Source organism: Ferrimonas aestuarii (genome assembly GCF_005116665.1).
GTDB classification, from domain to species: domain Bacteria; phylum Pseudomonadota; class Gammaproteobacteria; order Enterobacterales; family Shewanellaceae; genus Ferrimonas; species Ferrimonas aestuarii.
Genome location: NZ_SWCJ01000003.1, coordinates 320,601 through 345,278, shown reverse-complemented (window position 1 = coordinate 345,278; position 24,678 = coordinate 320,601). Strand labels below are relative to the sequence as shown.

Below are 24,678 nucleotides of genomic sequence, written 5' to 3'. Positions count from 1 at the left end.
CGAGGATTGAAGGCGAAACACGTCGGTTAAAAAAAGGCCCCAACGTCAGTTGGGGCAGGATGAGAGTGTGGATGATAGCGGCGAGTTTCTAGTTGCAGGGACAGCACACTCGCTTTCTATTTGTTGTGATGTTCATGCCTGATGCTTTATGTAAGAGACAAATTTCTACGCAGTGGCAACCTCCTTGGTTCTATTTTTATAGAAATTAACTAGTTGTACGACGCAGGCGATGTTCAGTACCAGACTTAAGGCGGCGATGCTGTAAGTCAGGGTATCGTTACGTGGGAAGATCCACAGGTTGCGTTCGTAGAAGTTGGTGAAGGTGAAATAGAACATAAACCAAGCGGCAAGGGTGTATGCACGTGCTTGTAACCAGGTGCCAGGCTTGATCCACAGTGCTGGAATGGTGGCGGCAATGATCACCATCAATTGGGCTGACGCAGACGCTGGGAAGTTGAGGTAAACGTAGGCAAAATTCCAGACGTCGTAAGCGATGATCCATAGGGCGGTCATCTTCGGCCAGACCATGTCTTTCTGCGGGCTGTCGTCGGCACGGATGCCTTTCCAGCCGTAGTAACAGGTGGCGATGGAGAGCACGCCAGCAACGCCATTTAGCAGGTTAGGAATCAAGCCCATGCTAAAGTCTTGCGCTACCGCTTCAGCGATATTGATGGCTAGGAAGGCAACACAGAACAGTTTGGCCAGCCGGTATTTATAGACGGGGGTAAACCGCATTAATAGGAAGAACGCCGAGGCGGCCACCACCGAGTAGATTTTCGCCCACTTAAACCAGTAGACGATGCCCTGATTGGGCCAAACGAATACGGTACAGAAGGCAGCACCACCAATAAAGAAGGCAAACCCACTCCATTTTACGAATCGGAATAACTCGTTTAGGGCAATCAAAACCACCAAGGTCAACAGGATGTGGGCTTTGGCTTGCCATTCATGCCAACGGAATAGGGTGAAATTGACATCTTTTTCAAGCAGCAGCAATTCACTTCCGGCCACGTTCAGTGCCACTTCGATGTTTTCCTCATCGATGATGGTGAGGTTGGCGTGGTCAAAATCTTTGATGGCACCACCTGCCAACGGCTTAATTACTAATTGCTGGCCGTCACGCAGGTATTGATGGGTTTCGATGTGATCTTGGCCATTAAAGCGTTTCTCAATATTGACGGTGCCATCATCATAGAAATCCAGGTGATAGCTGAGGCCGCCAGTACCGGGCACACCTTCCAGTAAGATCTGATAGCTGCCGAGCTCAGAATCGGCGGCGCTAGCCTGAGTCACCGGTGCGATGGCCAGCATCATTGCCAGCCACAGCCACTTAAGCCAGCGGGTAAGTTGTGTCGTTCGTTCTGTGTTCATCAGTTGTCCTTAGTGACTGCTGTGGGCATGCTTATCCAGCGGCAGAGACCGTTGGTTGCCCTTTTTGTGGTAATAGAATTTGGACCAGAAGCCGGACAGCGCTTTCTGTTTTTCGACTTCGGTAAAGATGCCATCAGGCGCTGAGGCTGGGTGGCGGAAACTGGTGTGGCAGCGGCCGGTGTCCAGTTGCCACAGATACCAGAATACGTACACCACGCTCAGGGCAAGGTTGGCAATGCCCCACCAGGTGGCAAGCTCTGGGTTGGCCCAGGCGCTGGAATCCATGAATGGGAATACGTCGCTGATACCCAATTGGGCGACAAAGATCGCCAGAGTATAGATTCGGCCCATGATGTAGAGGTCATGACGGCCAAATACCGAGTACAGTTCGCAGGCGATCAGAATCGCTAGGCCACCAGCAAATTCGTCTGGGATGCAGCCAAATAGGAAGGCGGCGTTCCAAGTGGTGTAGAGGAAACACCAACCTAAGGGGAAGTCGACAATCAGGTCGCCACAGGTCTCTTTCTCAACCCGCCAGTACTTGCCGGCAAAGGGGATGGTAATCACCAAGCAAAAGCCCGATAGGGCGTTCCACATGTTGCCCATGTTCCAGTCGTGGATGGAGGCCTCGGTGATGTTGAGCGCCAAAATGAAAAACAGGAACCACAAGGTCCAAGGCTTTTTAAATATCTCCCAGAATGGCCCTTGCTTGTCTTCATAGACGGCAAAGCGCATCAAAGAGACAACCACCATCGGCAGCAGTACGCTGAGAATTTTGGCCCACTCAAACCAGCTATCGCGGTTTTCGGCCCAGAGAGGGAAGGTGCATAGGGCACCAATGATGAAAGCGAAACCGAGTGTGCGGCTGCGCCGGAACAGTTCGGTCAGGGCATAGGTGACGATCGCGTACACGATGATCGACACCACGAGAGTGATGTTTGAGGGTTCCATTTTACCCACTCCTTAGGTGGTCAATGAATCACTTTTACCCCATCAGATGGGGTGTCCTTCGTCCTGCCCTGACGAAGCCACAGTACACTGTGATTTCAAATTGAGTAATTACTCTAATTTGTTTTTAAGGTATCAGATTGAAAAAGAAAAAAGCAGATCCGAGTCAAATTTTGCGCAAACAGCGGGATAAATTAAGGAGGTCATAACAATGGATGAGGTTCGAATATTTGGTTGAGTCCCTCTTTTTCTAGAGCTCAGTGAAATATTGAGTGATAATGTTTCTCATTAGTGTTGGTGTGGGCTGGTTCTCAAAACTTTACTGATAAAACCACTACACTGCTGCCCAATACGTATTACCGATAAACAAGCTCGTAATTTAAGGAAAGATAATGAAGGGTAAAATGTTGTTAGCCTCAATGCTGCTCGGAATCACTCTGGGTTCTGTGCAAGCTGAAACACTGGATTTTGGTGAGGCGGTTCAGCCAGAGTTGCTGGTGCCCGTTTCTACTTTGATGGCAACCCCTGATCAGTATCTTGAGCAAAAGGTAACCATCGAAGGGACTGTGGTTGGTGTGTGTGAAAAGCGAGGCTGCTGGATGAATATCGCTTCTGATGAGCGCTTTCAGACACTTCGCATCAAAGTGAAAGATGGCGACATGGTGTTCCCCCTAAGTGCCAAAGGACACAAGGCATTGGCGACAGGACAACTGCATGCGCTTAATTTTGATTTGGAGCGTACTCGACAGATTAAAGCCCATTATGCGAAGGAGGCGGGCGAAGAGTTTGATCCGGCATCGGTAACCGAACCCATGACCATGTATCAATTGGTGCCAACCGGAGTTCGCATTCTTGATTAAGTGGCTTAAGGGCGTGAACTGGTATCGTCTCAATCGCACTCTGCATAGGGATGTGGGTTACTTTTGCATAGGCTTTGCGATTATCTTTGCGGTGTCTGGCATTGCGGTAAACCACGTTGCCGACTGGAATCCTAACTACGCGGTTGAGCAGCAGGTTCAGGCAGTGGATGACCGCGGTTGGATTACGCTCGAAGATGGGCAGATCGCTCAAAACATGCTGAAAACCTTTGCGCTACAACAGCCAGTTAAGTCCACGTTCTGGAAAAGCCAATATAAGTTTGAAGTCTTCCTTGATGGCGGCGATGCACTGCAGTGGGACAGAAAAGCCAGTCAGGTTACCTATGCCGATGTTGAGCCAAGGGTAATTTTGCAGGCGCTTAACCGTTTGCACCTTAACGAAACTCGAAACGCGTGGGTTTATTTCTCCGACATGTTTGCGGGAATGCTGATCTTTTTGGCGCTGTCGGCTCTGTTTATGGTGAAAGGCAAGCATGGCCCCAAGAAGCCCAAGTCGATGATCTTGATGGGGCTTGGGGTGGTGATTCCCATCTTTTTCCTATTGATTTGAGGTGACTTGATTGTCGCCACTATTTGAAACGCAAGCCAACGGGCTTGCGTTTTTTATGGCGGTTAAGCGTTGACGGTATTGCAGTGCAGCACCAATGGGTGGGGCTTAACGCTCACCACTACCGGCTGGCCTAGGCTGAGTTCGCTGTTTTGGCTGTGACTGATTAAGTTAAGCGCGCCCAGCTCAATTTGATACTCGGTGTAGCCGCCCTTAAAGCGTTTTGCCTTTACCGTGCCTAGTCTCTCTGGGGTGGGGTTGGCATTTGGATTAAGCTCAAGTTGTTGCGGCCTTATCAGAAGCTGCCCTTCACAGCCGACGGAGTGCTCAATGTCGTCGGTGCTGGTGATGCGCCCCAGTTCCGTCTCCAGTTCCGCTTGGTTTATCACTTTGGCTGTAACGTAGTTGGCTTGGCCTAAGAAGTTTGCCACAACTGAGCTGTTTGGCGTGCTATAGATGCTCTCAGGAGTGCCAGTTTGAAGCAGCTTCCCTTGATGCAACAGAGCCAAGCGATCGGCAAAGCTGTACGCTTCCTCCTTGGTGTGGGTTACAAAGATGGCGCTGATCTGCTGAGATTTTAGGATCTCTCGAATCTCCTCAATCAGGCTGTGACGAACCTGACTGTCGATATTGGAAAATGGCTCGTCTAGGAGTAGCAACCTGGGGCGGTAAGCCAGAGCGCGCGCGATGGCGACTCGCTGCTGCTGCCCGCCGGAGAGCTGGTGAATTTGTCGCTTTCCTAGCCCTTGCAGCTTTACCAATGTCAGCATCTCTTCAACCCGCTGCTTTCGTTTGGCTTTGGACCACCCTTGTAAGCCAAAGCCAATGTTGTCAGCCACGTTTAGGTGGGGAAACAGGGCGTAATCTTGAAAGATCATTCCCAACTGACGCTTCTCTGTGGGCAGGGTATGTGAAGCGCTAGAAACCAGCTCCCCTTCAAGGCTAATGTCACCTTCGGTCAATGGGATTAATCCAGCAATAGCGTGAAGTAGGGTGGTTTTACCACAGCCGCTGGCTCCCAGCAGAGCCAATATCTCTCCCTGCTTGAGGTTGAGATTAAGCTGGCTTAGCACCTGAGTGTCGTCGTAGTGACAACACAGATTGTGGATGGCAAGTGTGGTGGTCACGGCTGATTCTCTAAATTACGGTTTAACATCACTATCGGAATTAACCCCAGCGCCACAATGAGCAGGGCTGGCAGCGCCCCAAGCTCCAAAGCTTCGTCGGAGACATACTGATAGACGTAAGTGGATAGGGTCTCAAACCCAATGGGTTTTAATAATAGCGCCGCAGGTAACTCTTTCATCGCCTCCAGAAATACGATCAAGCTGGCGGCCAGTAGGCCTCGGCGTAGCAGGGGAAGGTGTACCTTTTGCAGTATCACTGACGGCCCGTGGCCCATGGATAAGGTGGCTTTATCCAAATTCGGGCTAAGGCGTTGATAGCTGGCTTCAACACTGCCTAGGGGCACCGCAATAAAGCGAACACAATAGCCAAAAATCAATGCCAGTAGCGAACCGGACAGCAGTAATCCAGGCAATGGAAGCGACAGCCATTCGGCCACGTAGTTGATGCCATTATCCAGCCAGACCATGGGGGCCAAAATGCCGATGGCGAGAACGGTACCAGGCATGGCGTAGCCAAACCCGGACACTCTGGCTGGCCAGCGATCTAATGCTCTTGGGCTCATGCGGCTCATAAACTGCAGTAGCAGCGCCAAAATGGCCGTTGTCACTGCGGTGAGTCCGGCCACTAAGAAACTGTTGCCACCATGGTGCCACAGCGCACCTAAGCGATCGGCATCGAAGTACTCAAAGGCGTAATCCAGCAATATGGCGGCGGGCAGCACAAAGGAGAGGCCAAGCAGCAGTGCACAAAACCCAAAGGCGAGCCATTTTTTCAGCCCAGTGAGTAGGTAAACGCCAGTGCCGGCGGCACCGTGATTATTTTGGAATCGCTGTTTTTGCCTTCTTGCAAATCGCTCACCAAGAATCAGTGCCAGTGCAGCCGCTAACATCATGCAGGAGAGCTTGGCGGCGCTTGCTAGGCTGCCGTAACTCAGCCAAGTGTCGTAAACCGCGGTCGTTAGGGTATTAACCGCAAAGTAACTGACGGTGGCAAAGTCCGCCAACGTCTCCATTGCCGCGAGGGCGACTCCCACCGTAATCGCTGGGCGAGCCAGGGGCAGACTGAGGCGAAAGAAGCTGCGGAGCGGGGATAAGCCCATGGTGCGGCTGGCTTGAATTAACGCACCGGACTGTTCCATAAAAGCGGTTCTGGCCATCATATACACGTAGGGGAACAGCACTAAGCTCAGCATAACGGCGGCGCCGCCTAAAGAGCGCACTTGTGGGAATTGGTAGTCGCTTGGACGTTGCCAGCCCATCCAGTCTCTTAGCCAGCTTTGGATGGGGCCGGCGTAATCCAGTAGATCCGTATACACATAGGCGATCAAGTAGCCGGGCATCGCCAGTGGCAACAGCATTGCCCATTGAAAATGTCGATGGCCGGGAAACCGGCACATGGCAATCAACCAAGCAACGGGAACGCCCAGCAACAAACAGCCGATACTGACCAACAGCACCAATAAAATGGTGGTTATGATGTAGCTGTTGAGAACGGTGTTGGCCAGATGATCGAAGTGCTCAGGATCGGGGGGGATGGCCTGAATGATCAGCGCCGCTAAAGGCAGCAGCAGGATGGCGGCAATTAGCCAGCCACCCACACTCCAACGTTTCGCAAGCGTTACGATCAATGGCGACTCCCTTTAGGGAATTCAGAGATCAAATTTGACCTCATCCAGCAGAGACACGGCACTGCGGTAGTGCTGTGCCAATTGGTACACAGGAATGGCGTCGGCCTTAAACTGACCCCAAGAAGCCACCAGCTCAGAGGGGGCGACTTTCGGGTTGACCGGATACTCCATATTGACCTCAGCATACTGCTGCTGTGCCAGTTCACCGGACAAGAATTCAAGTAACTGCTTGGCACCTTCTGGATTTTTGGCGTACTTGGTCATGACTGCACCAGACACGTTGACGTGGGCACCGCGGTTGTTCTGATTTGGGAAGTTGATGAAGACCGCATCGGCCCACGCCTTCTGGTTTTTATCTTTGAGCATCTTGCCGAAGTAGTAGCTGTTGCCGATGGCGTAGTCGCACAGCCCTTCAGACACCGCTTTGACCTGAGCGCGATCATTGCCTTGCGGCTTGCGTGCTAAGTTGGCTTTGACGCCCGTCAGCCACTCTTTGGTTTGAGCTTCGCCATGGTGAGCGATTATCGAAGCCACCAAGGCGATGTTGTAAGGGTGCTTGCCACTGCGCATGCAGATTGTGCCTGGCAGCTCTGGGCTGGCTAAATCCTCATAATCGATCTCCACCTTGCCGACACGCGCTTTCGAGGTGTAGATGTTCCGTACTCGTGTGGTGAGGGCAAACCAGTGGCCTTGGGGATCTCGATAGGCGTCAGGCAGGTTGTTGGAAAGAACGTCACTGTTAACCGCTTGGGTCAGCCCCATGTCGACTAAGGTGGTGAGGCGAGACAGATCGGTGGTGAGTACCACGTCCGCTGGGGTGAGTTTGCCTTCCCGCTTTAGGCGTTCCTCTAAGCCTTTTTTGGCGAATACCACTTGCGTCTCCAAGCCGGTTTGCTTGGTGAAAGTATCGAGCAAGGGTTTAATCAGAAACTCCTGTCGGTAGGAGTACACCGTTACTGGCTCGGCAGCGGCCGCCAGAGAACTGAACAGCAGTAGAAAGGGTAAAGCTAGAAAACGCATGCGAGCTCCTTATCGCAATGAGAACCATTTACTCATTAGGTATGGTAAGTGGCGGATATGAACTGTGCAATGATTTCCGATATTCGATTTGTGTCTGAATTGGAAGAAAAAAGCCCAGACCTAAGTCTGGGCTTCATCCTGCTTAAAAGCGAACTTTTGAGATTAACCGTCGCCTAGGGACAGCAGGGTGGCGTTCCCCCCGATGGCAGTGACGTTGTTGGTGCGGGTCTTCTCTGTCACGAAGCGGGTCAGGTAGTGAGGGCCACCGGCTTTTGGACCGGTACCAGATAGGCCTTGGCCACCGAATGGCTGTACGCCAACTACCGCACCAATCTGGTTACGGTTGATGTAGGCGTTGCCCACGTTGACCTTGTCGGCAATCTTTTCGGCGTGGCCTTCATTGCGGCTATGAATGCCTAAGGTGAGGCCAAAGCCGGTGGAGTTGATCTCGTTAACCACCTGCTCCAAGTTGGCCGCTTTAAAGCGAATCACGTGCAGAATTGGGCCGAAGTGCTCTTTTTCCAACTGGTCAATGTGCTGAATCTCGATGGCCGTGGGTTGGACAAAGTTGCCATTGCCGCACTCATCAGACAGCGCCGCTTGATGGATAAGCTTTCCTTCTTTGCTGATGCGCTGGATGTGGGCGTTGAGGTTTTCTTGAGCCGTCTTATCAATCACCGGCCCCAGGTCGGTTTTGTGCAGTGCCGGGTTACCCACGTGCAGTTCGTCCATGGCACCTTTAAGCAGGGTGATCACCTTATCGGCGATTTCATCCTGAATATACAGTACTCGCAGGGCCGAGCAGCGCTGTCCAGCGCTGGCGAAGGCGGATTGCACTACGTCGGTTACCACTTGCTCAGGCAGAGAGGTGGAGTCAACGATCATGGCGTTTTGACCACCGGTTTCGGCAATCAGTGGCACAATGGCGCCGTCACGCCCAGCCAAGGAGCGGTTGATCACTTTGGCGGTGCCGGTAGAGCCGGTAAAGCAGACGCCAGCGATGCGGTCATCGGCGGTCAAGGTGCCACCAACCAGAGCGCCAGTACCTGGAAGCAGCTGCAATACGGAAGTTGGTACGCCCGCTTCGTGAGCCAGTTGAGTGGCGCGGTAGGCCACCAGACTGGTTTGCTCAGCCGGTTTGGCAATTACGGTGTTGCCGGTGACCAGCGCGGCCACAACTTGGCCTAGGAAGATGGCCAGTGGGAAGTTCCATGGGCTAACACATAGGAAGGTGCCACGGCCGATAACAAACAGCTCGTTAAGCTCACCGGTTGGACCGGGCAACGTCGTTGGTTCACCTTGCATCTTGCGGGCACGAACGGCGTAGTAACGGCAGAAATCCACCGCTTCACGCACTTCATCGATGCCATCTTGCAGGGTTTTGCCCGCTTCACGAGTACACAGGGCAATCAGCTCGGCGCGATGGGTTTCCATCAGATCTGCCAGTTTTTCAATCGCCTGAGCTCGAACCTCTACGTCGGTGCGATTCCAGCCATCAAAGGCGGCATTGGCACTGACTAAGGCTTTCTCGATGGTGGCCGCGTCGGCAAAGTGCACTTTACCCACTTGGCTGTCTAGTTTTTGCGGGCTCATCACTGGCATCTCATCGCCACACAGGATTGGGCTGCCATCAACCAGAGGCGCAGCTTGCCACTGGGTCTCTTTGAAGCTGTCGAGTTCGGCGAAGAACGGACGGGATTCGGCGGCAATGTTCATATTCAGTCCTTTTGAATTGGGTCGTTCGCTCCCGAAGATGGCTTCAGGCAGCACGATCTTATTGTTATGCAGCGTGTCACAGGCGCTCAGTGTGTTCAGCGGGTGGCTGATCAGCGTGTCGATTGGGGTGTTGGGATCCACCAGTTTGTGCACGAACGAGGTGTTGGCGCCATTTTCCAGTAGGCGACGCACCAGGTAGGGCAGCAAGTCTTCATGGGCTCCGACTGGTGCGTAGATGCGCACCCGTGGGTGGTGCTTGCGGATCACTGGATCGTACAGCTCTTGCCCCATGCCGTGGAGGCGCTGGAACTCAAACTCAGCACCGTCGGCCATGTCCAGAATGCAAGCAACGGTATGGGCATTGTGGCTAGCAAACTGAGGGTAGATATTGCCCTGGCACAGTTTGGACAGCAGGTAGCGGGCACAGGCCAGATAGGACACATCGGTGGAGGCCTTGCGGGTATACACCGGGTAGTTGTTGGTGCCTAGCTGTTGGCAGTGCTTGATCTCAGAGTCCCAATAAGCGCCTTTAACCAAGCGGATAGGAATAAGGTCACCCTGTTCTTTCGCCAGCGAGTTGTACCAGCACAGAACCGGCAAAGCGGTTTTGGCATAGGCCTGTACCACCACGCCGAAGTTGCCCCAGCCCTTGGCGGCATCGCTGCGATAGAGCTTCTCGTACAGGTCCATGTACAACTCAAGGCGATCGGCTTCCTCAGCATCCAGAGTGATGCCTACGTTCAGTGAACGGCCGAGGGTAATCAGCTTAACCATGGTGCCGTACAGCTCGTCCAGCACTCGCTCGGCATTAGCGGCGTCGTACTTAGGATGAATGGCAGACAGTTTTACCGAGATGCTCGGCAGGGGAGCGCCATTATCTGGGTAGCGTTGCTTGCCCAGCGCTTCAATGGCTTCGCGGTACTCTTGATAGTGGCGCTCGGCGTCTGCTTGAGTCAGTGCACCTTCGCCTAGCATATCGTAGGAGTGGGTGTAACCAACGCCTCGATTGGCTTCGGAGTTTTTCAGGGCTTCATCCATGTTGCGTCCGAGGACGAACTGCTTGCCCATGATCTTCATGGCGGCGTACATGGCTTTACGGATGATCGGTTCGCCAACACGGTTTACTAAGCGTGCCAGGAGGTGGTTGGGGTTGCCATCGACGGTGCGATCCAGCTTCACCACCTTACCTGTTAACATCAGACCCCAAGTGGAGGCGTTCACCAACACTGAATCTGAGCCTTTCAGGTGTTTGCCCCAGTCGGCGCCAGAGAGCTTATCTTCAATCAGCGCATCGGCGGTGGCGGCATCAGGAATGCGCAGCAAGGCTTCCGCTAAGCACATCAGGATGATCCCCTCTTGGGTATCCAAGCTGTACTCCTGCAGGAAGGCGTCAATGCCGACCATAAGGCCTTTCTTTTCGACGCTACGCACGTCGGTAACTAGGTTATGGGCGCTTTGGGTAATGCGGTCGATGGTGGCGGATTCTTGCGGAACCAGCGGCATCAATTCTTCAAGGTAGCTCGCCTCATCCACACCATGGTTGATGCTGATCGCCTGTTTCAGGCTGGCGAGATCGGTTGGTACTCCATTAGCCAGTACTTGGCTTGCTTTAAACATCGCGTGTCCCTCTAATTCCATGGGGCGGCACGGATTGTCAGCATTGCGCTATTTTTGTATACAATCCCGCCGACGGCGGCCACAGTATACCTGCAAAATGTGAGCTAAAACAGCTTTTGGTTATGGAATATTCGATAGGAAAATTCAAACGTCATGCTGTGATTGGCTTTGATGTTGATTTGCTTTCATTTATTTATAAAAACAAAGGCTTGTGTTAAATAAATGTAACTTGGGATTGAGGGTTTTAAACTGCAGTTGCTCGCAGTTCTAAAACGAAAAGTGGCCGCAAAACCAGTTTGGCTGCGACCACTTTCGGTGTTCGGGGCTGGATTAGCGAGACACCCAACCGCCGTGGTGTTTGGCTTTGCGGGTTGGCCGAGGCAGGTAGGCCACAATCAAGCCAAGAATGACACCGACCAGAGCGATGATGCCGCCCTGCTTAAGCCACTGCCACATCTCTTGCTTTTGCATCTCACCGTTTTCGGTGATGAGACGGTCGTTGTCGGCCTGAGTTGTTTTCAACTGTTGCTTAAGCTGAACCATCTCTTGCTGGTGTTTATCGTAGATGCCATCCAACTCCTGTTGTAACTGCTGAACCTGTAGATTCAGGCTGTCGTTGGTGGTCTTGGCGTCATCAAGCTGGGTGGTTAGCTCAGATACCTCTTGATTGAGGCGTGGCAGGGCTACTCGGAAACTCTCGGTCTCGCTCAACTGTGAGCGTTTGATCCAGCCGGTGCGCTCTTTGGTGTCGGTGATCTCGACATAGTCACCTTGAGAGTTGCCTGTTGGAGTTACTTCCAAACCGGCGCTGATGGAGCCCAGAATTCGAAACTCCGTACCCGGACCGGAATGAAGATAGATGTAGATGTCGTCGGCGATGCTGTAGCGGGTTTCCGCCGAAAGGTTCGCGGATAGCAGTACGCTCAATGCGGCTACTACGGCGGCGATTATTTTGCGCATAGTATTGAGTCTCTTCTGATTTTGGCAACAAATAAAAAACCCGCGGTCCCGTTTGGAACCGCGGGTGATTATTTGCTTCCCGATTCTACGCCATAATGGAGCGGATCAGGTAGAAAATTATGATGGACAGGCCAGCACCGGCAGGCAGGGTGATTACCCAGGACACTACGATGTTGCGAACCACGCCCAAGTTTAGTGCCGCAATGCCGCGAGCCATGCCCACGCCCAATACCGCGCCAACCAGAGTTTGCGTGGTGGAGATTGGCAGGCCAGTACCGGAGGCAATAACCACGGTAGAGGCTGCAGCCAGCTCGGCAGCGAAGCCACGGCTAGGGGTCAGGTGGGTGATGTTCTTACCGATGGTGGTAATAACACGGCTGCCCAGAGTTGCCAGACCGATTACGATGCCCACGCCACCCAGAGGCAGGATCCACCAAGCCAGTGCAGACTTAGACAGAATCTCACCTTGAGCTTCAACGATAGACACTACCGCAGCCAGAGGACCAATGGCGTTAGCTACGTCGTTAGAACCGTGTGCGAATGCCATGCCACAGGCGGTAACCACCATCAGGATAGCGAACACTTTTTCAACGTTAGCGAAGTGGGTATCGCGATTGGCGCTAGGATCAAACTTCAAACGGGTGATGAAGTACTTACCGATTGCGGCAACGATCAGAGCGACCAAGATAGCCAGCATCCAAGACTCAACGTTGCTGAAGTGCAGACCAACGTGCTTCAGGCCTTTCTTGATGGTCACCAACGCGATAACTAAGCCAGCTAGCGCCATGTACATTGGCACCCAGCGCTTAGCGCTTTTCAGTGGGTCGTCGGTGTTAAAGATAAGCTTCTGAGCACTTTGGAAGATCAGGTAAGCGATAAAACCAGCAATGGCAGGGGTGACCACCCATGAGCCAACGATGCCAGCCACTTTGCCCCAGTTAACGGCGTCAGCACCAACGCCAACGGAGGCGAAGCCGATGATGGCACCAATGATGGAGTGAGTGGTAGACACGGGCCAGCCAAGGATCGATGCCACAACCAACCACACGCCGGCGGCCAATAGGGCGGAGATCATGCCGTAAACCAGAAGTTCTGGTGTGTCGACAAAGAAGGCGGAATCGATAATGCCTTTACGAATGGTGGAGGTTACCTCACCCCCAGCCAAGTAGGCTCCCGCAAACTCGAAGATCATCGCGATGATGATCGCTTGTTTGATGGTTAGGGCGCCTGAACCTACTGAGGTTCCCATGGCATTGGCGACGTCGTTCGCACCAATACCATAAGCCATAAGAAAACCAAATACTGCTGCCACTAGAATTAGCCAGTGACCGTAATTCACCAGTACTTCAACCATGGTAAAACCTTAAATTTTGTTTTTTTCGCTTACGCGCGAGCGAGCATCAACTCCAGACGCGAGCCAACACGCTCGGCCTGGTCAGCCAAATCACCGGCCCACTCAAGAATTTTGTACAGGAACATCACATCAACAGGATTGAGGTCTTTCTCAATGCTGAACAGACGACGGCGCAGAATGATCTGCATATGGTCGGTATCGTCTTCAATGCGGTCCAGTTGCTGAATCATCTCTTCAACCAGATTTACCTCGCGGCCACGGAAGCCGGTTTCTAGGAGGTCATCCAGTTCATCGATTGCCTTGGCGGCTTGAGATACTGCGTCAACGCAGCGTTGTAGATAGGCTTTAAAATCTTCCTGTAGTTCCGCAGGCATTGCCATCTCACGTCCAACAATACGGCCGGCAATGTCTTTGGCCTTGTTGGCGATCTTATCCTGCTGAGTCAGCAGTTCGAGCATGTCGGTACGTTCAACCGGCATAAACAAACCACCAGGCAGGGTCAGACGGATCTCCCGCTTAAGGGCATCTGCTTCACGCTCCAGACGACTGATTTTCGCCTGTTGTGCGCGGGCATCTTCCCACTGTTGATCGATAACTGCTTCCATAAACGGAATCAGTTTTTTGGAGGCTTCATGCACTTTCAACATGTGCTCTTGAAGCGGCTTAATTGGTGACTTTGCAAAGACACCTAAAATTGAGTTCACTGGCATAGCCAAAATAACCTTCTGGTATGAGCTCATTAGCATTGGCGCGGCGCATGTTACCCTATGCACCAATATAAGCAACAGCATTTAATCGCCCCCGAGTGTTTCTTTGGCCATCAAAAACCGTTCAAACCACTAATATTTCAGGGACGGGCGAATCCTAAGTTAGTAATGTGACACTTATATTACAATGTGACACTTTGTTGACTTCATCATGAATATTTCAATAATTTTAACTGGTTATGGAAATCGAATTAAAGCTTCTTCTTACCGATGTGGACCATAAGGCACTGGCCGATGACCTCAAGTCTTTGGCTAAGGTTCGCGCGGAACACACCCAATTTTTAACCAATCAATATTTTGACACACCTCACTTGGCACTCAGAGCCAAACAGATGGGGTTAAGGATACGTCAGAAGGGGGAGTTTCGGGAACAGACTCTGAAAACCGCGGGTCAATCACAGCTCGGACTTCATTCCAGACCCGAATACAACCGGGAGGTTCACGGTCCGCTTCCTGATTTGAGCGCATTTCCTTCAGCGCTGTTTGGCGATGAGCTTGATGGCCTGCAGCGGCAACTGGCCGAGCAGTTTGCCACCGATTTTGAGCGTCATGCCATTGAGCTGGTTCTAGGCGATGGCACTGAGCTTGAAGTCGCCCTAGACAGCGGCCTGATTAAAGCTAAGGGGCGCACTGTGGCCATTGATGAGCTGGAACTGGAACTGATTCGCGGCGACATTGTTCAGGCGCTCAAATTGGCCCAATCCCTTGGTCAGCGCCACTGTTTGCGCTTGGGCCAAGCGAGTAAAGCCGCTAGAGGATATCGATTGGCGGGGCTTCAGCCAGAGCCTCAGTTGGTGACGTTACCCCCAGAGGCTCTGGAACAAGGGCTGGTGGCTTGGCAAACCAATGAAGGGGTTTTGCTCAGTGCTGCTGAGGAGTTTGAAATTCAGGCTCGAGATGCGTTGGTGACCCAGTTTAGTGGCCTGTCTCAGCTGCTGATGTCATCTCACCCCACAGAGGCGATACGGTTGGCCTCCATGGGGCAAGCACTGATGGACGCGAAATCCCCACAAAACAGGCTTAGCCAATTGTTGGCTAAACCGAGTTACGGTCAGATCCAGTTGACTCTGTTGGCGCTGGTGATGAACGCTCAGACAGGCGTTTAAGTTCAGCCAGAATCTGTTGATTCTGCTGCTCGAGGTTGGCTAATTTGCGCTCCAGTTCGTCGGAGCGTTTGTTGAGTTCCAACTCCTGACTGCTTAATTTTTCCTCCTCTTCGGGAGACACAAACACCGAAGCGAGGTAACCGGCAACAATACCGAAGAAGCTAACCCCGGAGATGATGACGATGGCGCCAATGATGCGCCCCATGGAGGTGACTGGGTAGAAATCGCCGTAGCCTACGGTAGAGATAGTCACAATGGCCCACCAAATGGCTTCATCGGCGGTGGTGATGTTGGCACCTGGGGCACCTTCTTCCACCAATAAAATCAGCACCGAGGCGAAAGTCAGCACGGTCACTAACCCCACCAGTAGGCTGGTGACGGTGGTTTCTCGTTTGTGCTTTAAGAACTCGCCCCAAAAAGAGCGGGTCATCCTTGCCAGTCGAATGACTCTTAGCACTTGAAAGATGCGGGCGTAACGAAGTTGCTCGATGGCAGGGATGGAGGCCACCAGATCGATCCAATGTTCTTTGAAGTAGTGGGCGCGGTTGTCAGAGCGCCATAGTCCGTAGAAAAAGTTGCTGATAAAGATAATGCAGATCATCAGGTCAATGTGCATCAGCAACTGCATGTGCTCCCGGCCATCGTCATAGAAAGCGATCATCAACACCACAATCACCGACAGTACCGACAGCAGCATCATCCCCAATTCCCTGGGGCTAAAGGTCTCTTTTGTCATATCGAACCTTTTGTCATAACGAACTTAAAATCACATTGAGTAGCCAAGCTACCGCTAACCATTGGGCGGAAGCAAGGGCCGCGATGCCGCCGTTATCCTGCAGGGCGATCTCTTTACCCGGGTTGATCTTCATCATCACCCAGGTGGTGAGTAGACGCCGCCATAACAGCAAAATGGATAAGCTGACGCCACTGACCATCAGCCAGTGCCACAGGTCTTGTAACGGCCTTTGGCTGCCTAAATCCAGTTGTAAGGTGGCGCTTGCTAACACCATGGCGCAAGCCAGTAGCGGACCACAATGCGCAATGGCCACCGAGCGATGATCTTGCTGAATCGCCTGTTGGAAAGGGCCAAAGTGGCGCCGATTGTGGCGATATTGCAACAGAAGACTGATGAGGGTTAGTAGCAGTAGGCTGGTGAAATAGATAAGTAGGGCGCTGATGATGGCTGCAATGGAGGGGCGCACGCCAACAAAATCGAACAAGCTGCGGATAACTAGGGCGGCACTGATGAGCGCCGTGGCATCAAGACTGGCCATGGCCACATTGCCTTTTAAGATGAGCTCGCGCTTGTCGATGCGTGGCAGTGCAAACCGATCGATGCAAAATGAGGATAAGCGCATCAGCAAAATTCCGAGCACGCCAAACGCCACGAGGGTGAGGCTCATGTCTAGGTAACCGATGGGCATTGGGTTGTTCAAAACGCCGCTTAGCATGATCGCCATGGCGATGAAAGCGGCGGCGGTGCTGATGCCAAAGGCGAGGTTGTCGCGCTCGGCCAACTCCTCGTGACTGCTTACGCCGTCCCACCAACCTTGGCTGAATCTCAGCAGCGGAAACAGCAGCAGACTGATGCCGATCTGCAGCAACAGCAAAATGCCATCGGTTTGCCACCATTGAGTCAGGGTCATGGTCTGCAGTCCTTTTTAGGTTCTATTACACCATTCACGTCGATTATCCGCCGGTTTTAACGAGGGAATAATCATCAACTATTTTGTCTGCTTGGTATAAAGTGTTCGAAGAAAAATTCGATTTCACAGGAAGTTATTATGAGCCTGCCGTTCGCGTTCGACAACCTTCCGGCCAGCTTGGGCTTGCGAGCAACCGAGTTATTGCAGCAAAGGATGGATTCTGAACCCTATCCCCTTACCGATACCCAGCAGCAACAGTTGTTACTGCTTTTGGGGTGTTCCGATTTTATTGGCCATCGGCTCAAGTGGGATGCAAACTGGCTAGCACAGGTGCTGGAACAACTGGAGCAACACCTTCGCCATCCCGCTTATCAACAGACGCTGCAACAGCTTCTTAGTGAGTGCGATACCGAATTGGATGCTAAGCGAGTGCTGCGCCAGTTTCGCCATCAACAGATGTGGGTGATCGCCGCCAGAGACATTCTCGGCAAAGCGCCTCTCGAGGAGAGCTTGGCACACCTGTCGAATTTGGCAGAAGCGATGATCGTGGCATGCCGCCAGTGGCTGCGAGATTTCTTAGCCCCCAAATATGGTCTGCCTAGAAATAAAGAGGGCGTCGAACAACCGCTATTGATTTTGGGCATGGGTAAGCTTGGGGGCGGCGAGCTTAACTTCTCCTCTGATATCGACCTTATCTTTACCTATCCTGAGCATGGGTACACCGACGGCGACAGACAGCTTGATAACCAGCAGTACTTCATCCGCCTAGGGCAGAAGCTGATTGGTCTGCTGGCTGACGTGGACGCCAACGGCTTTTGCTATCGGGTGGACATGCGCCTGCGCCCCTTTGGTGAGGCGGGGCCTTTGGCGGTGAGTTTCGATTCCATGGAGGACTATTATCAGGAGCAGGGGCGCGAGTGGGAGCGCTATGCCATGGTCAAAGCGCGGCTGATGGGCCGCAGCGATTATGATGATGCCCTCTATCAATTGTTGCGTCCTTTCATCTACCGTCGTTATCTGGATTTTTCAGCCATCGATGCGCTGCGACGGATGAAAGGGCTGATTGAATCTCAGCTGCGTCGCCGGGCGCTATCCAACAACATCAAATTGGGCCGAGGTGGCATTCGCGAGGTGGAGTTTGTGGTGCAAACCCATCAGCTGATTCGCGGTGGTCGCCATCCTGCAATTCGCCGTCAATCGTTGATGCCAGTGCTGGCGGAGCTTAAGCGCAGCAACCATTTTACTGGCCGAGAGCATCACTCACTGTTAGAGGGATACCGCTTCCTGCGCCGGCTGGAAAATCTGCTGCAGGCCTTAAACGATCAACAGACGCAAACGCTGCCGGATGGCTCTGAGGATCAAGCTCGACTGGCACTGATGATGGGCTTTAGCCATTTTGACGAGCTGAGCAAGACCCTGACCAGTTACATGGACGGCATCCATGAGGTGTTTAAGAACACCATTGGCACGGCGGAGGAGGAAGACCAAGATTTAGGCGAGTTGCCAGCCTTGTGGCAGCACCCGATGCCGGAGATGGAGAGCATCCTTAAGGCTCAAGGGTTATCAACCGAGTTGGCGGAGCCCATCTCCCACCTCAAAAACGAGTTTGGCCGCCGCAGCATTGGCCCTCGAGGTCGGGATACCTTGGATAAGCTGATGCCTCGGCTGCTGCAAGAGTTAGCGGGGCAAAGAAATGCCAAACTGGTGTTCGAGCGTGTGGCGTCTGTGGTGGCCACCATTTTGACTCGCACCACTTACCTTGAGCTGCTGCAAGAGAACCCCGCGGCGCGGCAACAGTTGGTGCGCCTGTGTGCGGCCAGTCCTTGGATTGCCCAACAGTTGGCCCAGTACCCGATCTTGTTGGATGAGCTCATCGACCCCATGCAGCTGTATCAAGTGTTGCCAGAGGATGGTTACGCCGCTGGCCTGCGGGAGTTCCTGATGCGTATTCCAGAGGAGGATCTGGAGCAGCAGATGGAGGCTCTGCGTCAGTTTAAGCAGATCAGCCAGTTGCACATCGCTGCGGCGGATGTCACTGGGGTATTGCCGGTGATGAAGGTCAGCGATCACCTCAGTTGGTTGGCGGAAGCGATCATCGAGCAGGTGGTGGCATTGGCGTGGCAGCAACTGACTCTGCGTCATGGCCGCCCCTCGGGCATGACAGAAAACATGGGGTTTGCGGTGGTGGCCTACGGCAAGCTTGGCGGCTTAGAGTTGGGCTATGGCAGCGATCTGGACTTAGTGTTCCTTCACCGCGCCGACTCTGGCGTCACCGATGGTGATAAATCGATTGATAACAGTCACTTTTATTTGAAGCTGGCCCAGCGAGTGTTGCACCTGTTCTCCACTCGAACCCTGTCGGGAATCTTGTATGAGGTGGACATGCGCCTGCGACCTTCGGGCTCCTCAGGCCTGCTGGTGAGTCATATCGACCGCTACCAAGAGTACCAACAAGGGGAGGCCTGGACCTGGGAGCATCAGGCGCTCTCAAGAGCGCGGATGGTTTATGGCGAGCCGGAGATGGTGAAACGCTTTAACCGCATTCGACGGGAGGTGCTGGCAAAGCCGCGGCAGGCCGACACGCTTAAGCAAGAGGTGAGCGACATGCGTCAGAAGATGCGCGATCACCTAGATAAGAGCAGCGACACCCAGTTTGATCTTAAGCAGGGCCATGGTGGCATGACCGACATTGAGTTTATTACTCAGTACTTGGTGTTAGCTCATGGCCATCAACATGCGGCGCTGCTGAAATGGTCCGATAACGTTCGAATCATTGAGCAATTATTGGCAGTTGGTTTGCTGACCGCAGAACAGGCGGATCTGCTGGTGAGCACCTACATCGACATTCGAGACAACAGTCATCGATTGGTTTTGGCAGACCGTTCCACTGTGATTGAAGCCCAATACAGGCCGCCAGCATGCGAGTCCATCGCTCTGTTGTGGCAGCAAATTTTTGACAAAGATCACAGGAAAGGAGAATAATCGAGCTAACTCGTCAGACCAGTATAAAAACTAACAGGGATGCATTATGTCTGATAATTACCTGCTCAAGATTCACAACAAAGTAAAAAAACTGCCGATGTCGGATTGGCTAATGGTGAAGATCATCGCCAATAAGGCGCCTTACTTTAAGACTATTCCCGCCAAACTGGTGGATCTGCGGCCCCATCATGCCAGCATCAAGATCACCAAGAAGCGCAAGGTGGAGAATCACATCGGCACCATGCACGTCATCGCCATCTGCAATGGCTTGGAGATCGCCATGGGGATGGTAGCGGAAGTGTCCATTCCAAAACATCTGCGCTGGATTCCAAAAGGGATGAGTTTGGATTACACCGCCAAGGCGGGCAGTGACATCCGCTGCGTGGCGGAAACCAAGCCTGAGGATTGGAAGCCTGGGGATCTAGATGTCGCGGTAACTGCCTATGACGACAACGACGTGGTTGTCGTCAAAGGGGTGATTAAGCTGTGGGTGTCGGAAAAGCCTGCCAAGTAATTAATACCAATTACATTAATGCTCTGTGCAGTTCAGAAGCCCTCACAAGCTCTGAATCAAGGCAGGGTTGTGAAGGAATGTAGGCACCTTTCAAACAACGCTAACGTAGAGACAGGGCTTGTGAGGGCTTCCCGAAGGGCTGATTTAATCGGCCCTCATACTGCGTTAGTAAATCTCACTTTAGAGCCACTAGAGCTTCGCTTTACTGCCTTGCCTGAGAACCGATTAACTTCAGCTGAATGATCAGACCATTAGTGTAATTGGTATAACATAAAAATCCGGCCATCGAGCCGGATTTTTTGTTTCTGTTGGATTATTTATACAGACTTGGGTCGTCCTTATTTGGCCGAGTCTTAAAGCGGCGGTGCAGCCACATGTACTGCTCTGGGCGGCGCAAGATAAGCTGCTCTACCACTTTATTCCCTGCTACGGCGTCCGCTTCTGGGGATTCGCCAGGGAAGTTTTCCAGTGGCGCGCCGATCTCGATGGTATAGCCTGAATGATCGGCGTTTCGCTCCACAAAGAACGGCATCACTTTGGCTTTCCCCAGTTTGGCCAGCGTGGTGGCTCCGGTAACGGTCACTGCTTGGTCAACGGCGAAAAACGGCGCGAATACGGCGCCACGGCGGCCGGCATCCTGATCGGCGGTGTACCACAGTACTTCCCCATCCCGCAGAGCCTTAACCATCTGCCGCACTTCACGTTTTGGGATAAGACCTTTGTTAGAGCGCAGGCGACCTTTCACCTGCAGGTATTCCATAAATTTGTTGTTGTGTGGGCGATACACACCCACGCCGGGGCAGGCTTGGCCAAAGACGCGAGCGCCGGTTTCCAGCATCAGGCAGTGGGCGGCAAATAGAATCACCCCTTGGCCATCGGCCTTGGCTTGTTCAATGTGCTCCAGACCCTTGATGGTCATCTGCCGTTGAATGCGGCTGTCACTCCACCACCAGGCGTTAACGCAATCCATCAGTGCCATGCCGGTTTCAGAAAAGTTATCTGACAGCAGTTTTTCAATCTCTGCGTCACTCTTATCTGGGAAGCACAATTTGAGGTTGGTGCGGGCCACATGGGCTCGCTTTTTAAGAAAACGCTTCAGCAGTTGTCCTAGGCCACTACCAAAGCGCCACTGGGCTGACAGCGGTAACAGAGCCAGAGTACGAACCACTACGATACCCAGCCACATGGGCCAGAATCTAGGATGAAGAAAGGCGTTATCGAATTTTGCTGAGGTGATCATCAAGGTGCTGCCTGTAAAACCAAGCCCGAAAGTGTACCGGAAAACCCAAGATTAGTTAATCACGGCCATAAAAGATACACTCTGAAATTCGACCAATAACCATGAAAAATGATGCTGTTACCCCTACTTGCCGCCCTGTCGTTAACGGCACCTTGGTGCGATATCGATGGCCTGGAGCGCTGCGTATCCGAGCTGCCAGCGAAGACGCAGCAGCAGTTGGCCGCGGCTTTCGCGGTGCCTAAGCTTCAACTCCCAGACACCTTGGCTAAGCAAGTGCAAGGGCAAGGGGCAGTCGCCTTGCTATTTGCTGACTCCGGCATGGTGTTGACGGATCGCCAGCGCATTGAGCAGCATCACAGTGTCATCTGGCAGCATAAAGTGGTGGAGCTGCCAAGTCAGCACAGTGTTGAAAGTGCGCTGATTCACGAGCAAGGGCACCTGCTTCGACTCGACACACCAGCGCACCTTGAGGCCAAGCATTGGGTCGCAGGATGGGAGCAGGAACTTATCGCCGATCTGTACCTGTTGTGGCGAATCGCCCGAGAGCAGCAGGGCTTAGAGCCGGCCTGGCGTTTGTATCAATTGCGAAACTTGAACGTGATGCAGTTGGCCCCAGATTGGCAGCACTGGAGCGTACCTGGACTGCACTTTTGGCTCAGCCAACCTGAACGCCTACGCGCATCTGCCACACAGCCCTTTAACGACTTCTTGTTGGAGACTCAGATAGACACGACTTTACTGGCGGACTTTCGACTGCTGGCTCAGCGTCAGTTCCAAGGGGGCAGTTATGGACAGCACAGCAGCATCTCCCGTGAAACCCGCCGCCATTGGCAAGCGATGTTTGCGGCCACTGCGTCCTTGTTATCGCAGCAATTAAAAGTGGCGGAATTGACTAACTAGTGGTTGGAATGCCAAGCTGGTGAGCATCGTTTGATTTTTAAATTGTTTTAATTCAATTGCTTATGTCATTGGTATGGGTTTTGCTGTTCAGACGGGGTAGTGAGTTTTTGGACTATAATCATGGACGGCATTGACTGACTTTGACACTCACCAAGCTGCTATGAACTACGCAGTTCCCTAATGGGACATACAAACGGGGATAAAAAGGAGAAGGTTATGTGGAGCATGGGCGGCATCATCGCCATCGTTGCCATTGTCATGGGGTGTTTAACCAGCATCGTAAAGATGATCATGCGCAATAAGAGCAAGGTTCATCAAAGCGAAATTAGTCGACTTGAAGGGGAACTGTCTCAAACTCAGGCGCATTGCCAACGATTGGAGGAGCGAGTTGCTGTGCTCGAACGCATCGTTACCGACTCTGGCTTTGAAACCCAGCAAGAGATCTCGAGATTAGGATAAGGAGAACCAAGATGGAGCAAGGAGTAATTTGGGGAGTATTAGGCTTACTGGTGGTTTACGGTGTGATCTCCCTAGTGGTTTCAAACGCCAACAAAGCCAAAATAAAGCGCCTGTACGATGACAATTTCAATAGCCTTAAAACCTTGATGGAGAAAGCCAATCAAGAGATGGGCGGGGAAGAAACTCAGCAGCAAGGGCGTAGTATCGCAGAGCTGGAAAAGCAGGTGGCTGAGTTAACGCAGCAATTGCAGGAAGACCGTCGCCGCATCGAAGTGCTAGAGCGTATCGTTACCGACCCTGCCAATCAGGTAAAGCGAGAAATCGAAACTCTCGCCTAGTACCAACCTAAATAAATACTTGATTACTATTGCTTGATTGTACCGATTTCTTCGTCGCACTAGGCAGACCACTTACTTAATCAGGTTGGTACAAGCCCCCACAATCAGGCTGAACAATAAAAAGCGGAGTTCCAGGACTCCGCTTTTGTTTTATTACGTATGAATCAGGAGGCTGACTTAGTCGGCTTCGTTCAAGCTGGCAGTCAGGTCCACAATGGCCTTCTTACCGTCACCGAACAACATCAGTGAGTTGTCCATGGCAAACAGTGGGTTAGGCAATCCTGCGAAACCTGGGCTTAGGGAGCGCTTAACCACTACCACGGTGCGAGCCTTGTCCACATTTAGAATCGGCATGCCGTAGATTGGGCTGCCTTTGTCTTCACGAGCCATCGGGTTGGTTACGTCGTTGGCGCCAATGACGATGGCGACGTCGGTTTGCTCAAACTGAGGGTTGATGGTGTCCATCTCTACCAGTTTCTCGTAAGGCACTTCCGCTTCCGCCAGCAGTACGTTCATATGGCCAGGCATGCGCCCTGCAACTGGGTGGATGGCGTACTGTACGTCGGTACCTCGAGCTTCCAATACGTCCGCCAGTTCACGCACCGCGTGCTGAGCTTGCGCCATTGCCAAACCAAAACCCGGAACAATCACCACGCGCTCGGCGGTTTCCAGCAGCATGGCCACCTCTTCTGGGGAGGAGGACTTCACTTTGCCCTGATACACCTCATCGGCATCGATGGTTTCGCCACCTTCCGCCATTTTACCGAACAGTACGTTGGTCAGGCTGCGGTTCATCGCCTTACACATGATCTGGGTCAGAATCAGACCGGAGGCACCAACCAGTGCACCGGAAACAATCAGAACGGTGTTGTTGGAGATGAAACCTGCAGTGGCCGCCGCAATACCTGAGTAGGAGTTCAGCAGGGCGATAACAACAGGCATGTCGGCACCACCAATCGGCAGAACCAACGTCAGGCCAAGAATCAGCGCGACGCCAATCAACACGTAAACCAGCTCTGGGCTAGGGGCAACAACCAAGTAGCCCACCAGACCTAAGGCCACCACGACCAAGGCACCGTTGATGAAGGTATTGCCCGGTACGGCGATGGAGTTGCCGGAGATGATCTCCTGCAGCTTACCGAAGGCCACGAAGGAGCCAGAGAGGGTCACCGCACCGATGAGGATGGTGATGCCCACGGAGATCTGAGCCACCAAGGTGGTTGCAGAGACAGGATCCATGAAGTTGGCCAAGGCCACAAACAGAGACGCACCGCCACCGAAGCCGTTCAGAGCTGCCACCATCTGTGGCATGGAGGTCATCTGGACTCGAGTCGCAAACAGGGCACCGATGGCGCCACCGGTTACCATACCAGCGATGATCCACTCGTAGCTGAGGATCTGTTGGTCAAATAGGGTCACCACCACAGCAATCAACATACCGATGGAGGAGATCCGGTTGCCTCGTACCGCAGTACGTGGCTTGGTCATGTTTTTGATACCCAGCACGAAGCAGACCGCCGCCACTAGGTAAGCAAGATAGATAAATGCAGAACTCATGGC

The 24,678-nt window shown here is 52.7% G+C and carries 21 protein-coding genes; 8 read left to right on the top strand and 13 right to left on the bottom strand.

Annotated features, from left to right (window positions below):
• Positions 1-165: 165 nt before the first annotated feature.
• Together FCL42_RS06460 and FCL42_RS06455 are read right to left on the bottom strand one after the other, a co-directional pair.
• The gene (locus FCL42_RS06460) at positions 166-1,371 is read right to left on the bottom strand and encodes a DUF5692 family protein (protein ID WP_136862574.1); all 1,206 of its coding nucleotides are present in this window, start codon (positions 1,369-1,371) and stop codon (positions 166-168) included.
• Positions 1,372-1,380: 9 nt separating this feature from the next.
• Positions 1,381-2,322, bottom strand: coding sequence for a DUF5692 family protein (locus FCL42_RS06455; protein ID WP_136862573.1), 942 nt, complete (start codon positions 2,320-2,322; stop codon positions 1,381-1,383).
• Between the two features lie 389 nt (positions 2,323-2,711).
• Here FCL42_RS06455 and FCL42_RS06450 point away from each other — a divergent pair, with 389 nt between their 5' ends.
• Both FCL42_RS06450 and FCL42_RS06445 read left to right on the top strand, forming a co-directional pair.
• A complete protein-coding gene (locus FCL42_RS06450; RefSeq protein ID WP_136862572.1) occupies positions 2,712-3,179 on the top strand; it encodes a DUF4920 domain-containing protein in 468 nt (155 codons plus the stop codon).
• Positions 3,172-3,747 (top strand): PepSY-associated TM helix domain-containing protein, encoded by a 576-nt coding sequence (locus FCL42_RS06445; protein WP_169308310.1) that lies wholly within the window; start codon positions 3,172-3,174, stop codon positions 3,745-3,747. Before FCL42_RS06450 ends, FCL42_RS06445 begins: the two co-directional genes overlap by 8 nt.
• A 62-nt stretch (positions 3,748-3,809) precedes the next feature.
• On the opposite strand, the gene FCL42_RS06440 is transcribed toward FCL42_RS06445, so the two are convergent.
• From FCL42_RS06440 to FCL42_RS06410, 7 genes are all read right to left on the bottom strand, one after another.
• The gene (locus tag FCL42_RS06440; RefSeq protein ID WP_136862570.1) at positions 3,810-4,871 is read right to left on the bottom strand and encodes an ABC transporter ATP-binding protein; all 1,062 of its coding nucleotides are present in this window, start codon (positions 4,869-4,871) and stop codon (positions 3,810-3,812) included.
• Positions 4,868-6,499 carry an ABC transporter permease gene (locus FCL42_RS06435; protein WP_136862569.1) on the bottom strand — a complete coding sequence of 544 codons (1,632 nt, stop codon included), beginning with the start codon at positions 6,497-6,499 and terminating at the stop codon, positions 4,868-4,870. The genes FCL42_RS06440 and FCL42_RS06435 overlap by 4 nt, the downstream gene beginning before the upstream one ends.
• Before the next feature lie 21 nt (positions 6,500-6,520).
• A complete protein-coding gene (locus FCL42_RS06430; RefSeq protein WP_136862568.1) occupies positions 6,521-7,519 on the bottom strand; it encodes a Fe(3+) ABC transporter substrate-binding protein in 999 nt (332 codons plus the stop codon).
• A gap of 162 nt (positions 7,520-7,681) precedes the next feature.
• Positions 7,682-10,852: a bifunctional proline dehydrogenase/L-glutamate gamma-semialdehyde dehydrogenase PutA gene (gene putA / locus FCL42_RS06425; RefSeq protein WP_136862567.1), complete on the bottom strand. Its 3,171-nt coding sequence runs from the start codon at positions 10,850-10,852 to the stop codon at positions 7,682-7,684.
• A gap of 330 nt (positions 10,853-11,182) precedes the next feature.
• Positions 11,183-11,812, bottom strand: coding sequence for a TIGR04211 family SH3 domain-containing protein (locus tag FCL42_RS06420; protein ID WP_136862566.1), 630 nt, complete (start codon positions 11,810-11,812; stop codon positions 11,183-11,185).
• Positions 11,813-11,897: 85 nt separating this feature from the next.
• Positions 11,898-13,166 (bottom strand): inorganic phosphate transporter, encoded by a 1,269-nt coding sequence (locus tag FCL42_RS06415; protein WP_136862565.1) that lies wholly within the window; start codon positions 13,164-13,166, stop codon positions 11,898-11,900.
• A gap of 29 nt (positions 13,167-13,195) precedes the next feature.
• The gene (locus FCL42_RS06410) at positions 13,196-13,876 is read right to left on the bottom strand and encodes a TIGR00153 family protein (RefSeq protein WP_136862564.1); all 681 of its coding nucleotides are present in this window, start codon (positions 13,874-13,876) and stop codon (positions 13,196-13,198) included.
• Positions 13,877-14,112: 236 nt separating this feature from the next.
• Here FCL42_RS06410 and FCL42_RS06405 point away from each other — a divergent pair, with 236 nt between their 5' ends.
• Positions 14,113-15,039, top strand: a complete 927-nt coding sequence (locus FCL42_RS06405) for a CYTH domain-containing protein (RefSeq protein WP_136862563.1) — start codon at positions 14,113-14,115, stop codon at positions 15,037-15,039.
• Here FCL42_RS06405 and FCL42_RS06400 read toward each other — a convergent pair.
• Together FCL42_RS06400 and FCL42_RS06395 are read right to left on the bottom strand one after the other, a co-directional pair.
• Positions 14,969-15,775, bottom strand: a complete 807-nt coding sequence (locus FCL42_RS06400) for a potassium channel family protein (RefSeq protein WP_136862562.1) — start codon at positions 15,773-15,775, stop codon at positions 14,969-14,971. The genes FCL42_RS06405 and FCL42_RS06400 overlap by 71 nt on opposite strands.
• A 13-nt stretch (positions 15,776-15,788) precedes the next feature.
• A complete protein-coding gene (locus FCL42_RS06395; RefSeq protein ID WP_136862561.1) occupies positions 15,789-16,685 on the bottom strand; it encodes a DUF350 domain-containing protein in 897 nt (298 codons plus the stop codon).
• 138 nt (positions 16,686-16,823) lie between these two features.
• On the opposite strand from FCL42_RS06395, the gene glnE reads away from it, so the two are divergent.
• Both glnE and FCL42_RS06385 read left to right on the top strand, forming a co-directional pair.
• The gene (gene glnE / locus FCL42_RS06390; RefSeq protein ID WP_136862560.1) at positions 16,824-19,667 is read left to right on the top strand and encodes a bifunctional [glutamate--ammonia ligase]-adenylyl-L-tyrosine phosphorylase/[glutamate--ammonia-ligase] adenylyltransferase; all 2,844 of its coding nucleotides are present in this window, start codon (positions 16,824-16,826) and stop codon (positions 19,665-19,667) included.
• A gap of 46 nt (positions 19,668-19,713) precedes the next feature.
• Complete coding sequence (locus tag FCL42_RS06385; protein ID WP_136862559.1) at positions 19,714-20,181, top strand: hotdog fold domain-containing protein; 468 nt, start codon at positions 19,714-19,716, stop codon at positions 20,179-20,181.
• A 313-nt stretch (positions 20,182-20,494) separates the two neighbouring features.
• Here the strand turns inward: FCL42_RS06385 and lpxL are convergent, their stop codons facing one another.
• Complete coding sequence (lpxL, locus tag FCL42_RS06380; RefSeq protein ID WP_136862558.1) at positions 20,495-21,421, bottom strand: LpxL/LpxP family Kdo(2)-lipid IV(A) lauroyl/palmitoleoyl acyltransferase; 927 nt, start codon at positions 21,419-21,421, stop codon at positions 20,495-20,497.
• Between the two features lie 108 nt (positions 21,422-21,529).
• Between lpxL and FCL42_RS06375 the strand changes: the two genes are divergently transcribed.
• The 3 genes from FCL42_RS06375 to FCL42_RS06365 all read left to right on the top strand — a co-directional run bounded on the left by FCL42_RS06375 (position 21,530) and on the right by FCL42_RS06365 (position 23,118).
• A complete protein-coding gene (locus FCL42_RS06375) occupies positions 21,530-22,321 on the top strand; it encodes a hypothetical protein (protein ID WP_136862557.1) in 792 nt (263 codons plus the stop codon).
• Between the two features lie 216 nt (positions 22,322-22,537).
• Positions 22,538-22,780: a hypothetical protein gene (locus FCL42_RS06370; protein ID WP_136862556.1), complete on the top strand. Its 243-nt coding sequence runs from the start codon at positions 22,538-22,540 to the stop codon at positions 22,778-22,780.
• Positions 22,781-22,791: 11 nt separating this feature from the next.
• The gene (locus tag FCL42_RS06365; RefSeq protein ID WP_136862555.1) at positions 22,792-23,118 is read left to right on the top strand and encodes a hypothetical protein; all 327 of its coding nucleotides are present in this window, start codon (positions 22,792-22,794) and stop codon (positions 23,116-23,118) included.
• Between the two features lie 177 nt (positions 23,119-23,295).
• Here FCL42_RS06365 and FCL42_RS06360 read toward each other — a convergent pair whose 3' ends face one another.
• Entirely contained in the window at positions 23,296-24,675 is a 1,380-nt protein-coding gene (locus FCL42_RS06360; RefSeq protein ID WP_136862554.1) for an NAD(P)(+) transhydrogenase (Re/Si-specific) subunit beta, read from the bottom strand.
• Positions 24,676-24,678: the final 3 nt, after the last annotated feature.

Coding starts and splice junctions, on each gene's coding strand:
- FCL42_RS06460 (WP_136862574.1), bottom strand. CDS start 1,371: ATGAACACAGAACGAACGACACAACTTACCCGCTGGCTTAAGTGGCTG.
- FCL42_RS06455 (WP_136862573.1), bottom strand. CDS start 2,322: ATGGAACCCTCAAACATCACTCTCGTGGTGTCGATCATCGTGTACGCG.
- FCL42_RS06450 (WP_136862572.1), top strand. CDS start 2,712: ATGAAGGGTAAAATGTTGTTAGCCTCAATGCTGCTCGGAATCACTCTG.
- FCL42_RS06430 (WP_136862568.1), bottom strand. CDS start 7,519: ATGCGTTTTCTAGCTTTACCCTTTCTACTGCTGTTCAGTTCTCTGGCG.
- putA (WP_136862567.1), bottom strand. CDS start 10,852: ATGTTTAAAGCAAGCCAAGTACTGGCTAATGGAGTACCAACCGATCTC.
- FCL42_RS06420 (WP_136862566.1), bottom strand. CDS start 11,812: ATGCGCAAAATAATCGCCGCCGTAGTAGCCGCATTGAGCGTACTGCTA.
- FCL42_RS06415 (WP_136862565.1), bottom strand. CDS start 13,166: ATGGTTGAAGTACTGGTGAATTACGGTCACTGGCTAATTCTAGTGGCA.
- FCL42_RS06410 (WP_136862564.1), bottom strand. CDS start 13,876: ATGCCAGTGAACTCAATTTTAGGTGTCTTTGCAAAGTCACCAATTAAG.
- FCL42_RS06405 (WP_136862563.1), top strand. CDS start 14,113: ATGGAAATCGAATTAAAGCTTCTTCTTACCGATGTGGACCATAAGGCA.
- FCL42_RS06400 (WP_136862562.1), bottom strand. CDS start 15,775: ATGACAAAAGAGACCTTTAGCCCCAGGGAATTGGGGATGATGCTGCTG.
- FCL42_RS06395 (WP_136862561.1), bottom strand. CDS start 16,685: ATGACCCTGACTCAATGGTGGCAAACCGATGGCATTTTGCTGTTGCTG.
- glnE (WP_136862560.1), top strand. CDS start 16,824: ATGAGCCTGCCGTTCGCGTTCGACAACCTTCCGGCCAGCTTGGGCTTG.
- FCL42_RS06385 (WP_136862559.1), top strand. CDS start 19,714: ATGTCTGATAATTACCTGCTCAAGATTCACAACAAAGTAAAAAAACTG.
- lpxL (WP_136862558.1), bottom strand. CDS start 21,421: ATGATCACCTCAGCAAAATTCGATAACGCCTTTCTTCATCCTAGATTC.
- FCL42_RS06375 (WP_136862557.1), top strand. CDS start 21,530: ATGATGCTGTTACCCCTACTTGCCGCCCTGTCGTTAACGGCACCTTGG.
- FCL42_RS06370 (WP_136862556.1), top strand. CDS start 22,538: ATGTGGAGCATGGGCGGCATCATCGCCATCGTTGCCATTGTCATGGGG.
- FCL42_RS06365 (WP_136862555.1), top strand. CDS start 22,792: ATGGAGCAAGGAGTAATTTGGGGAGTATTAGGCTTACTGGTGGTTTAC.
- FCL42_RS06360 (WP_136862554.1), bottom strand. CDS start 24,675: ATGAGTTCTGCATTTATCTATCTTGCTTACCTAGTGGCGGCGGTCTGC.